The sequence below is a fragment of the Marinobacterium rhizophilum genome (assembly GCF_024397915.1).
Lineage (GTDB): Bacteria > Pseudomonadota > Gammaproteobacteria > Pseudomonadales > Balneatricaceae > Marinobacterium_A > Marinobacterium_A rhizophilum_A.
Genome location: NZ_CP073347.1, coordinates 2,048,766 through 2,060,607 on the forward strand (window position 1 = coordinate 2,048,766; position 11,842 = coordinate 2,060,607).

Sequence of the window (11,842 nt, forward strand, 5' to 3'; positions counted from 1 at the left end):
GCCCTGTAAGGAGTATCGCTTGAGCCGCCAGATCACCCTCGTGCTGAAAGGCTACCCACGCCTGTCGGAAACCTTTATTGCTCAGGAAATACGCGCCCTGGAGCTGCGAGGCCTGAACATCACCCTGGCCTCCCTGCGCCACCCCACCGACAAGAGCACCCACCCGATACACGACGAGATACAGGCGCCGGTACTGTACCTGCCCGAGTACCTGCACCAGGAACCGCTGCGGCTCCTCAAGGGCTGGTGGAAGGCCCGCCGCATGCCGGGCTATCGCCGTTGCCTGCAGCACTGGTGGCAGGACCTGAAGCGCGACTGCAGCCGCAACCGCCTGCGGCGCCTGGGCCAGGCGCTGGTTCTGGCCGCCGAACTGCCTCCCGGTACCGAGCAGCTCTACGCCCACTTCCTGCACACGCCCGCATCGGTGACGCGCTATTGCGCCCTGCTCACCGGGCTGCCCTGGAGCGCTTCGGCCCACGCCAAGGACATCTGGACCAGCGACGCCTGGGAGCTGCGCGAAAAGCTGGCGGAGCTTGCCTGGCTGGCCACCTGCACCGGCGCCAACCACAGCTACCTGCAAGGGCTGGCCGCCGACCCCTCACGCGTACACCTGGTGTACCACGGGCTGGACCTGCGGCGCTTTTCGGCTCCGCCCAGCGTGCCACAGTTGCGAGACGCCCAGCAGGCGCAGGACCCGGTACGGCTGATCTCGGTCGGCCGCGCGGTAGCCAAGAAAGGCTACGACGACCTGCTGAATGCACTCGCTGCACTGCCCGCCGACTGCGCCTGGCAGCTCACCCATATTGGCGGCGGCCCACTGTTGAAAAGCCTGAAACAGCAGGCCCAGGCGCTGGGCATCGATGCGCGCATCCAGTGGCTCGGTGCCCTGCCCCAGCAACAGGTACTGGAAAGCTACCGCGCCTCGGACCTGTTCGTCCTGGCCAGCAAGATCGTCGATGATGGCGACCGCGATGGCCTGCCCAATGTCCTGATGGAAGCCCAGAGCCAGGGGCTGTGCTGCCTGAGCACCACCATCTCCGGCATTCCCGAGCTGATCGAGCATGGCAGCACCGGCTGGCTCGTCGGCCCCGGCGAGCCCGCCGCGCTGACTGACGCCCTGCAGCAGCTGCTGCACGATCCTGCGCTGCGCACCCGTCTGGGCCAGGCCGGGCAGCAACGCGTGCAGCAGGTGTTCGATGTCGAGCGCGGCATCGATCAGCTGGCTGAATTGTTCGACCTGCCGGCGACAACCGAGCGCCCTGCGGTTGCGAACCCCCAGCCCTGCCACTGCGATCACTGAGCCGCCCCATGCCTGCCCCCGTCGCCTTCTACGCCCCCCTCAAGGCACCGACCCACCCCAATCCCTCGGGTGACCGACTGCTGGCCCGCCTGCTAATGGGGGCACTTGAGGAAGCCGGCTTCGATGTCCGCCTGGCCTGCACCCTGCGCAGTCGGGATGCTATCGGCAATCCTGCGCGCCAATTGCGCCTGGCCCAACTGGGCGAGGCACTGGCGGCACGGCTGGTTCACCGCTGGCAACGCCAGCAATGGCAGCCCAGGCTCTGGTTTACCTATCACCTGTACTACAAGGCGCCGGACTGGATCGGTCCCGCCGTGTGCCGGCAGCTCGGCATTCCCTATGTATGCGCAGAAGCCTCCTGGGCGGCAAGCCGCGCCAGCGGATCCTGGGCGCTGTCGCATCAAAGCGTCGGCGACGCACTGAAACAGGCGCAACGCATCTTTACCCTGAACCCCACCGACAGCGAAGGCCTCACGGATCTGCTGGGCCCGGGTGCGCCCATAGTGCGCCTGTCGCCCTTTATTGATCTCAATGCTCAACCAGTCTCCCACGAAGGCAAGGCCGCGCTGGCAAAACGCTGGCAGCTCGATGCCGGCAAGCCCTGGCTGATCAGCGTGGCCATGATGCGCCCCGGCGACAAGCTGGCGTCCTACCGCATACTGGCGGCGAGCATGGCGCAACTGCACAGCGACGTCGAACTCTTGATTGTCGGTGACGGCAGTGCCCGGACCGAGGTCGAAGCCGCCTTTTCTCAGGGCCTCCTGGCACCGGATCCTCGGGTGCGCTTTCTGGGGCAACTGACCCCCGCCCAGCTGACACCCCTGCTGCAAGCGGCGGACCTGATGGTCTGGCCGGCGGTCAACGAAGCCTTTGGCATGGCCTTGCTGGAGGCCCAGGCCCAGGGCCTGCCGGTCATCGCCGGCAACGAACGCGGCGTCTGCGCCGTGGTGCATAATGACCAGACCGGCCAGCTCGTGCCCCCACGGGACCCAACCGCCCTGGCCCGCACGCTGGAACAGGCACTGGCACAGCCGGCACTGCGCCAGCGCTGGCGCGACGCCAGCCTGGTTCAGGTGCGCCAGCAACACTCGCTGCAGGCCGCCGCCGCCGTGCTGCGCGCCGAACTGGAGCCTCTTCTTCATGCCTGAAGCTCCGCCGAATCCCCCCCCTGCGCCCAGGCTGGAACTGATCTGCCTGCGCCACGGCCCCACCGAATGGAACCGGCTTAAACGCCTGCAGGGCCACCACGACGAACCGCTGCTAGCCGCCAGCCGGCAACAACTGGACTGTCTGAGGGTGCCTGAGCGCTTCGAAAATTGGCACTGGTACAGCAGCCCGCTGCTACGTGCCCGGGAAACGGCACAGCTGCTCGGGCTGGATGCCGGCGTTGCCGCGGCGCTGATCGAGATGGACTGGGGCGACTGGGAAGGACAGCGTATTAGCGACCTGCGACTCGCCGACCCCGCCGGCATGGCGGCGATGGAAACCCAGGGGCTGGATCTGTGTCCACCCAACGGCGAATCGCCGCGCCAGGTACAGCAGCGTCTTACGCAATGGGCCGAGTCATTGCGCAGCAAGGGCATCGGGCACGCCGGTGCCCTCTGCCACAAGGGTGTGATACGGGCGCTGCTCGCCGCCGCCTGCCGGTGGGACATGCGCGGCAAGGCCCCGCGAAAGCTGGAGTACAGCTGCCTGCAGCACTTCGCCTGGGATGGGCTGCAATGGCACCTGCAACAAAGTAACGTGCCACTCCAGTCGCGCCGACAGCGCTGAAAATACTCAAGAATGCTGACAAAAGACCAATTTTTTCAACAACCTGCTAAGCTGTCACACAGCCTTCATCAAATTGACTTATTGTCGTTCGCAGTCGAAAAACACGCAGAGGTTCGTCAATCATGTTTATCAAGATCAACAAGAACAGCGGCATCTACATGGAACACAACGGACTGGAAAAGCAGCGCCTGATTCCGGTGACCTCCAACTTCCTGATCAACCTGAACCACGTTGCTGAAGTGTCCTTTTACAGCATCAAGGAAGCCAAGACCCGTTACGATCTGGAAAACCATCAATTTACCGTGCAACCCCACACCCGGGTCATCCACCTGCAGATGAGCTACCTGCATGCGACCTACAAGGAAACCATCCAAGGCAACAAGGGTCGCCTGGTGGATCGCGGCTATTACAAGCTGTACTTCATGCCCGAGGAAACCGGCCAGTACGATGCCATTCGCAACCAGATCGAAGGCCTGATTCTGAACAACTAGTGTACTGCTTCGCCCTTGGAGGCGCTTTTAGCGAGTCGCCAGGAGGCTGACCGCACGGCGCCTGATTATGGCGCAGCGCTGCCTCAGGCGATTGGCACTCTGCCTGGGACAGCCCCGCCGGCGACGCAGGGCCGTCAATCGCCCTGGAAAGCGTACTGCAGCGCACCGATCAGGTCCGCCACATCATCCAGCGCGCGGTGTCGGCGATCCTGACACTCGATAGCCGCCATAAAGCGCTGCCGTTGCACGGCAGTCAACAGCACTTCCAACCCCTTGAGCCGGAACATTGGCCGCATCTGGGCCGCCTCATACAGGCGCCGCAACCAGAAATGGTCGAATTCCAGCGCGTCGCAATAGACTGTCCTGCCCTCCAGCGCCCGATTCAGCCGCCAGCAGGCGGCTGACGCGGCAATGCCCTGAGCATGCAGTTCTTCGCGGCTCAGGCCATGAATTCCCTGCGCCACCTCATCCCAGTGCGTCCAACCCGGCACCGTATTCGGATCTATCAGAAAGCTGTCCTGCTCCCCGCTGGCGGCGTCACGCCAGGCCACCTCGATAGGATAGGAGCGAGGCCCAAGCCCACTGGCCTCAAAGTCCAGGCAGATGATATCCATCAGGCCTCCCGTTCGAACAGCAATACCTTCAGAGCCCGCTCGGGGTCCTGTTCAGGAAAGTCATCGGCATTATCCAGCCGCTCACGCAGGACGAACTGTGGACATTCCTCGGCCATCAGCGCGCGAATAAAGCCGGTATCGTGCAAGGGGTCATTATGGCATGCCAGAATCCGGCTGCCGGGCCGGGTCAGCTCGGGCAAGCGGCGCACCACCTTGCGGTAGTCGTGCTCAGCCACGAAGCTGCCCGGCTGAAAGCTCGGCGGATCCACCAGCACCAGGTCATAAGGCCCGAGCTTGCGCAATTTGCCCCAGGACTTGAGCAGGTCATGCCCCAGGTAGCGCACATCGCGCTGATCCTGCCCGTTCAACTGATGATTTTCACGCCCCCGCGCCAGAGCCCCGCGACTCATGTCCAGGTTCACCACCGAGGCGGCACCGCCCGCCATTGCCGCCACCGAGAAGGCGCAGCTATAGGCAAACAGATTGAGCACCCGCGCACCGCGCGCATGCTCGCGTACCCAGCAACGCCCTTCGCGCATATCAAGGAAAAGTCCACTGTTCTGGTTCTGCAGCGGCGACACCCAGTACTGCAGCCCCAGCTCGGTAGCCGCCAGCCGTTCTGGCACCTCGCCCCAGGCGATCTCATTGCGGGATTCGCGGCCACGCCCGCGCGACTGCACGACCAGGGCCTCGATTCCGGGAACCCGGGCCAGAGCGGCACAGAGCGCCTCACACCACTGTGTCTCTACCTCATCGTAGAGCCGCACCACGGCCACCGGCGGAAACCAGTCGATAACCAGGTGTTCAAGACCGGGATAACAGTGGCCACGACCGTGAAACAGCCGGCGCGTTTCACCCGCCGCACGCTGCAATTGTTGTGTGACCGTCTCGATCAGCAGTTCCATCTTGTACCCCGGCCGGATCGGCTGCTGGAAAAGCGCGGCATTATAGCCGCCGAGCCTGGCTGCAACCAGACGATTATTTATTGCCGATGGCATTGAAACTTTTAGCGCCAGACCACATCTTATCGGCTATCACCCAACCAGGTAGACCTACACCATGATGAGGATTGTCCTTTTTCTTGCCACCAACCTCGCTGTTCTGCTCGTCGCCAGCATTACGCTGAACTTGCTGGGCGTCGAGCATTACCTCAGCGGCACCGGGCTCAATCTCGGCTCCCTGCTGGCCTTCTGTGCGGTATTCGGTTTTGCCGGCTCGCTGATATCGCTGCTGCTGTCCAAAACCATGGCGAAAATGTCCACGGGCACCCAGATCATTACCCAGCCGCGCAGTGAAGCGGAGCGCTGGCTGCTGGACACCGTCGCCGAACTGTCGGACAAGGCGGGCATCAAGATGCCCGAGGTCGGCATTTTCCCGGCACAGCAGGCCAACGCCTTCGCTACCGGCTGGAACAAGAACGCGGCTCTGGTCGCCGTCAGCCAGGGGCTGCTGGAGCGCTTTCGCAAGGAAGAAACCCGCGCCGTACTGGCCCATGAAATCGGCCATGTCGCCAACGGCGACATGGTCACCCTGGCGCTGGTTCAGGGCGTGGTAAACACCTTCGTGATGTTCTTTGCCCGCATCGCCGCCTATGCCGTGGACTCGTTCCTGCGTCGCGATGGCGATGACTCACGCCCTGGCATCGGCTTCTACATCACCACCTTTGTGTTCGAAATTCTGTTTGGCATCGTCGCATCCGTTATCGTCGCCTGGTTCTCGCGCCGGCGTGAATACCGCGCCGACGAGTCCGGCGCAGCGCTTGCCAGCCCCCATGCCATGATCGGTGCGCTGCAGCGTCTGAAGTCCGAGTATGGCGTACCCGATCAGCTGCAGGGCCAGCTGACGGCCTTTGGCATCAGCAGCCACATGAAGCAGGGATTTATGGAACTGCTGTCATCGCACCCGCCGCTGGATGAGCGTATAGCCGCACTGCAAAACCGCCGCTGATTGCTGGGCACAGATACAACAACGGGCGCCCTGGGCGCCCGTTTTTTTGCATTGAAGGTCAGGTTCAGCTGCCCTCATCCAGTACACAGAAGGACAGGCAGGTGCTGAACAGTGCGACTGCCAGCATCAGCGGCGGCTGTGCCAGCCACAGCATCAACATACCCGACAGTATCCAGATATTGCGTACCAGCCCCAGGCGGGAGCGCACCTTCCACTCGACCAACCCAAGCCAGCGCAGTACAAATCCGAACAGTCCGGGAAACATGGGCACCTCCAGGGTCGCAGAACCCGGCTTGCCGCTGCACCACACTCAGCCTGCCCGACAAGCACCGGTAATCGTCCCTTCAGGTTAGAAGCCTGCTCAACAATCCGCCACCCGATAGAGCACCGCATCGTGATAGCCGGTGGTAATGCGCATGAGCCCTGCAAAGCTGCGATCCAGCGCAGGCTCACCGCTGTCAACGATCAGGGGCCGCCCATCCAGCGCCTTTAGCTTGGTTTTGGACGCCAGCAAATGGATGCCATCGCGACCAATGCGACGCAGCAACGCCGGGCTCAGTTGCTGGTTACCACGACCGATAATGTGCCCCTGGCCGCCAATCACCGTAATAATCAGCCGGCTTTCGTGCCCCTGCGTCAGCGCCAGCAGCTGATCGGCAGTGCAATCGCTGGCGATCAAGGCGCCATCCTCTACCACATCGACCCCCAGCAGGGTATTGGCCAGGCCAAGTTCATCCATAACCGCCTTGACCGTGGTACCCGAACCCATCACATAGCGCACCCCCGGCAGCATGGCTTCGACCATGTCGGCCGCGATGTCCGCCAGCACCAGCTCCTCGACCTCGCGCGCACCATTTTTCACGTGCTGCAGGTAACGGTGTTCCTGCGGAACCAGCAACTCGCCGTAATACCTGGCGCGTACCTGCCCCTGGCGAAACGCCTCTTCATCGATATCCCGGACTTCCTGGTCCGCCAGGGTCACCAGCTCGCCACGTACCAGCATGGCGACTATTTCCCCGGCGGCCCGCGGGGTAACCGCGTAAACACCGGAATGAATCTTTACACCGGCGGGCACCCCGAGTACCGGTACCCTGTCCGACAGAACATGACAGATATTGCGTGCCGTGCCGTCCCCGCCCGCAAACAGGATCAGGTCGACCCCCGCGGCGGCCAACTCCAGCGCCGCACGCTCGGTATCCTCAGGTCCGGTGTGCCCCGGCTCGATCTGCCCCATGACCCGAGGCTCAAAGCCTGCCTGGCGCGCCACATCGGCACCCATTTCTGCCGGCCAGGTCAACAGCTCGACATCCAGCCCCTGCAAGGGCAACAGCGCCTGCAGCGCGCGCTCGCCGGCACGCGGCCTGGCACCCAGCTGCAGCGCCAGGCGCGCGGTTTCCGCGCCATCACTGCCCTTGAGCGCCACGCTGCCGCCAAGGCCCGCCAGTGGGTTTATGATCAGTCCAAGTCGAAACATCCGGTCTCCTGCCGTTGGTACACTAAAAGATAAGGGCTAGCAGCCTGTCGGACTTGGCCGATCGTAGCGAGGGACAGCCCGTTTTGAGGAAGTTTTTGGGCTCTTTTGAGACGAATAGTGGTTCTATTCAACAAAAAAGAGCACGAAAAATGACCAAAATCGGCTTTCCCGCAGTAGATCAGTGGTAAGTCCGACAGGCTGCTAGAGCACAGCCTCGATATAACCGGTCTCCAGCAGCATCTGCTGATAGACAAAGCCGGCCAGCATCACCCGGCTGTCTTCTTCGAGCTCCAGGAACTCCAGCCCAAAACGAAACCCGCTCGCCAGTGATTGCTGATTCCTGATCAGGGCCGGCATCAACAGAACCTGATCAATGCCCGCCAGCTGAATACGCAGGGTCACGAACAGCCGGTCGCCGGGCACGCCCACCGGATGCAGGGTTTCCACACAGGCTCCCTGCAAGCTGATATCGCTACAGAGCGCAGCACAGGGCAGACCGGACTGCACCCCAGGGCCATCATCCTGCGTATCCAGCGCCACCTTCAGCCGCACGGGCACGCGGGTATGGCTGCGAATCAGGCGTACTTCAACGCTCCCGGGATACTCCAGATGCCAGTAGGCAAAAGGCTGCGGCTGTACCCGCAACAGCCGGCTGCTAAAAGCGCAGATACGATTACCCGCCATCAGCCGCACCGTAACCACCGAACCTACACTGACGCTGGCGGCCAGTGCCCCGGCGCGCGGGGCACTGATCAGAACACTGCCATCGACCTTGTAGCCGATGAGCTCCGACACAAAGCGGCTGCGCGGCACGCGGCTTTCGACCCGCAGGCGCTCACCCGGCAAGGGCCGCAGCTGCGCCAGATCAAGGGGTTCGGCAGTCTGTTCCAGTGACTTCAGCATTCAGGTTCCGGCGTTGTCATGACGCATTAAAAACGCGACAGCTTACGACAATTCCACTCTGAAGCCGAGCGCCCCAAGCTCCTCCGCCAGAGACGGTTCAAGATGGCCAGCAACCGCCAGGGTATCGAACTCGCGCCGCACCGGGTATTCCTTGCGCAGCCGGTCGAACGCGTGACCGCGCTCGGCGGGTGCCACACCCAGGGTTGCCCGCAACGCCCGGTCATCCCGGTACGGGTCATACAGCAGACGCATCAGCTCCAGCGCGGTCAGGCCGGCGCCTGCCTCAACCCGAGCCACCGAGGGCGCGGGCAGAAACGCCTGCAGGGGAGCAGGCTCCGACAACCCCAGGTGCCGGCACAGCGCCTGGTACAACATATGGGTACCGCGAATTTTCCCATCCAGTGTGTAGCCAGCGATATGGGGTGAACCCATACGTACCAGGGGTAGCAGCGCCGGGTCGACCAGGGGCTCGTGCTCCCAGACATCCAGCACCAGCGTCAGGTCCGGTCGCGCCCGCGCAATTTCCAGCAAGGCCGCACCATCAATGGCGGCCCCGCGCCCGGCATTCAGCACGATCGCCCCCCGGCGCAGGCGAGCCAGCTCAGGGACACCCAGCAAATGCTGCGTAGGATGGGGCCCGCCACAGACCAGTGGCGTATGCAGGCAAAGGATATCAGCCTCATCCAGCAGGGTATCCAGACTCACAAAGGACTCTGCCGTGGCGTTCTCGCGCTGCTTGGCCTGGCGTGGCGGGTCGTTCAGCAACAAGCGCACGCCCAGCCGCTGCAGACGGCGCTGCAGGCGGGAGCCGACATTACCGACCCCGACAATACCGACGGTTCTGTCCCGCAACGCAAAGCCCTGCTCGGCGGCGAGGTTGTACAGCACCGTGAGCACATACTCCACCACCGCATCGGCATTGCAGCCCGGCGCACTGCTAAAGGCAATACCCTGCTCCTGCAGGTACACCTGATCGACATGGTCCGTTCCTATGGTGGCGGTGCCGACAAAGCGCACCGGCGTACCCGCCAGCAGCGCCCGGTCCACCCGGGTAATCGAGCGCACCAGCAACACATCGGCCCCGGCCAGATCAGCCGCCGTCATGCTGCGTCCCGCCAGGGTTCGGATGGTACCAAGAGGCCCCAACAGCGCCTGTAGTGCCGGAATGTTTTCGTCGGCAATGATATTCAGATGACTGGACTTCAATCTGTACTCCGGATCTTTACAAATGCCATGGTTTCGGGCTCAATGCGCCGTTACACTCGATGTCCTTGCATCGGGATCTGGCGCGACACGCCCTGAGTCTGTCGCATAAACGGGTATGCATTCACTGCAACATTTTCCCCCCGATCGAGTTACGGTAAAAGCCCCTTGATAGTACGCTGGCAAAAAGAGCAGGAATACTTCATCGTTCGCCTGTATCAGGACCTTGTCGGTGACTGGATTCTGAGCCAGAGCTGGGGAGACCGGGCCGCGAACGAAGCCACTGTGACACATACCGTACTGCACTCCTACAAGGAAGCCCGACGCCTGCTCAGCAACATCGCCCGTCAGCAGCGCAAGCTGGGCTACCGCCACACGGGCATGAGCGAAGAACAGCTGGGGTTCGATTTCAGCCACTAGCCGCCGAACCTGCGCAACCGCCCGCAGCAACCGCCCGCGCCACTACAGCAACTCACCGCAACACCCGAATCCCGTGCAAAAAAAAGCCGACCCCTGGGAGCCGGCATTCACGACCTGCGTGATAAGAGCCTTGAACATTAAGCATGTGGCAAAGACGCGCCGCCAAAGGCGAGTCCTGCCGGGCCGACAGCCCACCGGATGACTCCGGTAGCGGACGGGAATTTGTGAACCAGGCAAACGATAATCTAAACGATAATGATTTGCAACAACTGAAATTCAACGATAGCTGCCGCCCCATACACGGATGGAATTTTGTACAGCGGGACTTTTGTCACCCGTTGGACTTTTTCTGACCGCCCAGTTGCTCTACAATCACGACACATTGCCGGGGCCAGCCCCACAGCTATTCGTCCATCGCGCCCGAGAGGCGCGTTATTTTTTTGGAGGCCTGATCGTTGACACCCAGTGGCAAGATCAAACTGCAGGGCTTTAACAACCTCACTAAAAGCCTGAGCTTCTGTATCTACGATATCTGCTACACCCGGACTCCGGAACAGAAGGCAGAATACATCGAGTACATTGATGAGCAATACAACGCGGATCGTCTGACCGAGATTCTGACCGAGGTGTGCGACATCATCGGCGCCAACGTGCTGAATGTCGCCCGCCAGGACTACGAGCCCCAGGGCGCCAGCGTCACGATTCTGGTATCCGAGGAACCCCTGAAGGATTCCCTCATGGTCGACACCTCGGAAAAACCGGGCCCCCTGCAGCCGGATTCCGTCGTCGCTCACCTCGACAAGAGCCACATCTGCGTACATACCTACCCGGAGAGTCATCCGGACAATGGTATCTGTACGTTCCGTGCCGACATTGAGGTCTCGACCTGTGGTGTTATTTCACCCCTGAAGGCGCTGAACTACCTGATTCACAAGCTCGAGTCGGATATCGTCACGATCGATTATCGCGTGCGCGGCTTCACCCGCGACGTGCACGGTATCAAGCACTATATCGACCATGATATTCATTCGATCCAGAATTTCATGAGCGACGATATCCGCGATCTTTACCAGATGGTGGACGTGAATGTTTATCAGGAAAACATCTTCCATACCAAGATGATGCTGAACGACTTCGACCTCAACCAGTACCTGTTTGGCACCACCACCCAGGGCATGAGCGAAGAAGAAATCAACAGCATTACCGACAACCTGTTTCGCGAGATGCGGGAAATATTCTACGCGCGCAACCTGCCGGAAATGCCGTTCAGCCAGGGCTAAGACCTGCAGAAACAGAAGCAGGACCCCACCTGCTTCTGTTTCGTTTCACATGGATGCCTGCGCGTTGTCCCAGATAATGCCGCCCCAGATCAGCACCAGCATCAGCAGGGTAAAGAATACGCCCGCCGACCCCAGGTCCTTGGCCCGCCCGGCCAGTTCGTGCATCTCGAGCCCGGCACGATCCACCACCGCCTCTATCGCGCTGTTAAAAACCTCCGCCATCAGCACCAGCAGGCAACTGGCGATCAGCAGCCCAAGCTGCATCCCTGTCTGCGCCACCCAGAACGACAACGGGACCAGTACCAGCGCCCCGAAAACTTCGTAACGAAACGCCGGCTCATGGCTATAGGCCGCGCGAATTCCCTTCATCGAGTAGCAGGTTGCGTAGTAAAAACGCGCCAGTCCTGTCACCTTCTCGTTGGGCATATCCCTCTCCA

Annotated in this window: 14 protein-coding genes; 7 read left to right on the forward strand and 7 right to left on the reverse strand. The window is 61.8% G+C overall.

The genetic code is table 11. From position 1 onward, the window contains the following. Window positions 1–19: 19 nt before the first annotated feature. The 4 genes from KDW95_RS09225 (at window position 20) to KDW95_RS09240 (ending at window position 3,564) form a co-directional block, all read left to right on the forward strand. A complete protein-coding gene (locus KDW95_RS09225) occupies window positions 20–1,300 on the forward strand; it encodes a glycosyltransferase (RefSeq protein WP_255855978.1) in 1,281 nt (426 codons plus the stop codon). Between the two features lie 8 nt (window positions 1,301–1,308). Continuing rightward, the gene (locus KDW95_RS09230) at window positions 1,309–2,448 is read left to right on the forward strand and encodes a glycosyltransferase family 4 protein (RefSeq protein ID WP_255855979.1); all 1,140 of its coding nucleotides are present in this window, start codon (window positions 1,309–1,311) and stop codon (window positions 2,446–2,448) included. After that, entirely contained in the window at window positions 2,441–3,073 is a 633-nt protein-coding gene (locus KDW95_RS09235) for a histidine phosphatase family protein (protein ID WP_255855980.1), read from the forward strand. The genes KDW95_RS09230 and KDW95_RS09235 overlap by 8 nt, the downstream gene beginning before the upstream one ends. Before the next feature lie 122 nt (window positions 3,074–3,195). Beyond that, entirely contained in the window at window positions 3,196–3,564 is a 369-nt protein-coding gene (locus tag KDW95_RS09240) for a hypothetical protein (RefSeq protein ID WP_255855981.1), read from the forward strand. A gap of 134 nt (window positions 3,565–3,698) precedes the next feature. On the opposite strand, the gene KDW95_RS09245 is transcribed toward KDW95_RS09240, so the two are convergent. Further along, entirely contained in the window at window positions 3,699–4,178 is a 480-nt protein-coding gene (locus tag KDW95_RS09245; protein ID WP_255855982.1) for a 3'-5' exonuclease, read from the reverse strand. Next, window positions 4,178–5,083, reverse strand: coding sequence for a class I SAM-dependent methyltransferase (locus KDW95_RS09250; protein WP_255855983.1), 906 nt, complete (start codon window positions 5,081–5,083; stop codon window positions 4,178–4,180). Before KDW95_RS09250 ends, KDW95_RS09245 begins: the two co-directional genes overlap by 1 nt. Window positions 5,084–5,237: 154 nt before the next feature. Here KDW95_RS09250 and htpX point away from each other — a divergent pair, with 154 nt between their 5' ends. Then, the gene (htpX, locus tag KDW95_RS09255) at window positions 5,238–6,125 is read left to right on the forward strand and encodes a protease HtpX (RefSeq protein ID WP_255855984.1); all 888 of its coding nucleotides are present in this window, start codon (window positions 5,238–5,240) and stop codon (window positions 6,123–6,125) included. 64 nt (window positions 6,126–6,189) lie between these two features. Here the strand turns inward: htpX and KDW95_RS09260 are convergent, their stop codons facing one another. From KDW95_RS09260 to pdxB, 4 genes are all read right to left on the reverse strand, one after another. Next, window positions 6,190–6,390 (reverse strand): hypothetical protein, encoded by a 201-nt coding sequence (locus KDW95_RS09260; protein WP_255855985.1) that lies wholly within the window; start codon window positions 6,388–6,390, stop codon window positions 6,190–6,192. Between the two features lie 96 nt (window positions 6,391–6,486). Further along, window positions 6,487–7,599, reverse strand: coding sequence for an ATP-NAD kinase family protein (locus tag KDW95_RS09265; RefSeq protein ID WP_255855986.1), 1,113 nt, complete (start codon window positions 7,597–7,599; stop codon window positions 6,487–6,489). Window positions 7,600–7,800: 201 nt separating this feature from the next. Further along, window positions 7,801–8,502 (reverse strand): flagellar brake domain-containing protein, encoded by a 702-nt coding sequence (locus KDW95_RS09270; protein ID WP_255855987.1) that lies wholly within the window; start codon window positions 8,500–8,502, stop codon window positions 7,801–7,803. Between the two features lie 42 nt (window positions 8,503–8,544). Continuing rightward, window positions 8,545–9,708 carry a 4-phosphoerythronate dehydrogenase PdxB gene (gene pdxB / locus KDW95_RS09275; RefSeq protein WP_255855988.1) on the reverse strand — a complete coding sequence of 388 codons (1,164 nt, stop codon included), beginning with the start codon at window positions 9,706–9,708 and terminating at the stop codon, window positions 8,545–8,547. Window positions 9,709–9,873: 165 nt separating this feature from the next. Here pdxB and KDW95_RS09280 point away from each other — a divergent pair, with 165 nt between their 5' ends. Continuing rightward, the gene (locus KDW95_RS09280; protein WP_255855989.1) at window positions 9,874–10,125 is read left to right on the forward strand and encodes a hypothetical protein; all 252 of its coding nucleotides are present in this window, start codon (window positions 9,874–9,876) and stop codon (window positions 10,123–10,125) included. A 455-nt stretch (window positions 10,126–10,580) separates the two neighbouring features. Continuing rightward, window positions 10,581–11,405, forward strand: a complete 825-nt coding sequence (gene speD, locus KDW95_RS09285; protein WP_255855990.1) for an adenosylmethionine decarboxylase — start codon at window positions 10,581–10,583, stop codon at window positions 11,403–11,405. A 45-nt stretch (window positions 11,406–11,450) separates the two neighbouring features. Here the strand turns inward: speD and KDW95_RS09290 are convergent, their stop codons facing one another. Further along, a complete protein-coding gene (locus KDW95_RS09290) occupies window positions 11,451–11,831 on the reverse strand; it encodes a diacylglycerol kinase (RefSeq protein ID WP_255855991.1) in 381 nt (126 codons plus the stop codon). Window positions 11,832–11,842: the final 11 nt, after the last annotated feature.

Coding starts and splice junctions, on each gene's coding strand:
- KDW95_RS09230 (WP_255855979.1), top strand. CDS start 1,309: ATGCCTGCCCCCGTCGCCTTCTACGCCCCCCTCAAGGCACCGACCCAC.
- KDW95_RS09235 (WP_255855980.1), top strand. CDS start 2,441: ATGCCTGAAGCTCCGCCGAATCCCCCCCCTGCGCCCAGGCTGGAACTG.
- KDW95_RS09240 (WP_255855981.1), top strand. CDS start 3,196: ATGTTTATCAAGATCAACAAGAACAGCGGCATCTACATGGAACACAAC.
- KDW95_RS09245 (WP_255855982.1), bottom strand. CDS start 4,178: ATGGATATCATCTGCCTGGACTTTGAGGCCAGTGGGCTTGGGCCTCGC.
- KDW95_RS09250 (WP_255855983.1), bottom strand. CDS start 5,083: ATGGAACTGCTGATCGAGACGGTCACACAACAATTGCAGCGTGCGGCG.
- htpX (WP_255855984.1), top strand. CDS start 5,238: ATGATGAGGATTGTCCTTTTTCTTGCCACCAACCTCGCTGTTCTGCTC.
- KDW95_RS09260 (WP_255855985.1), bottom strand. CDS start 6,390: ATGTTTCCCGGACTGTTCGGATTTGTACTGCGCTGGCTTGGGTTGGTC.
- KDW95_RS09265 (WP_255855986.1), bottom strand. CDS start 7,599: ATGTTTCGACTTGGACTGATCATAAACCCACTGGCGGGCCTTGGCGGC.
- KDW95_RS09270 (WP_255855987.1), bottom strand. CDS start 8,502: ATGCTGAAGTCACTGGAACAGACTGCCGAACCCCTTGATCTGGCGCAG.
- KDW95_RS09290 (WP_255855991.1), bottom strand. CDS start 11,831: ATGCCCAACGAGAAGGTGACAGGACTGGCGCGTTTTTACTACGCAACC.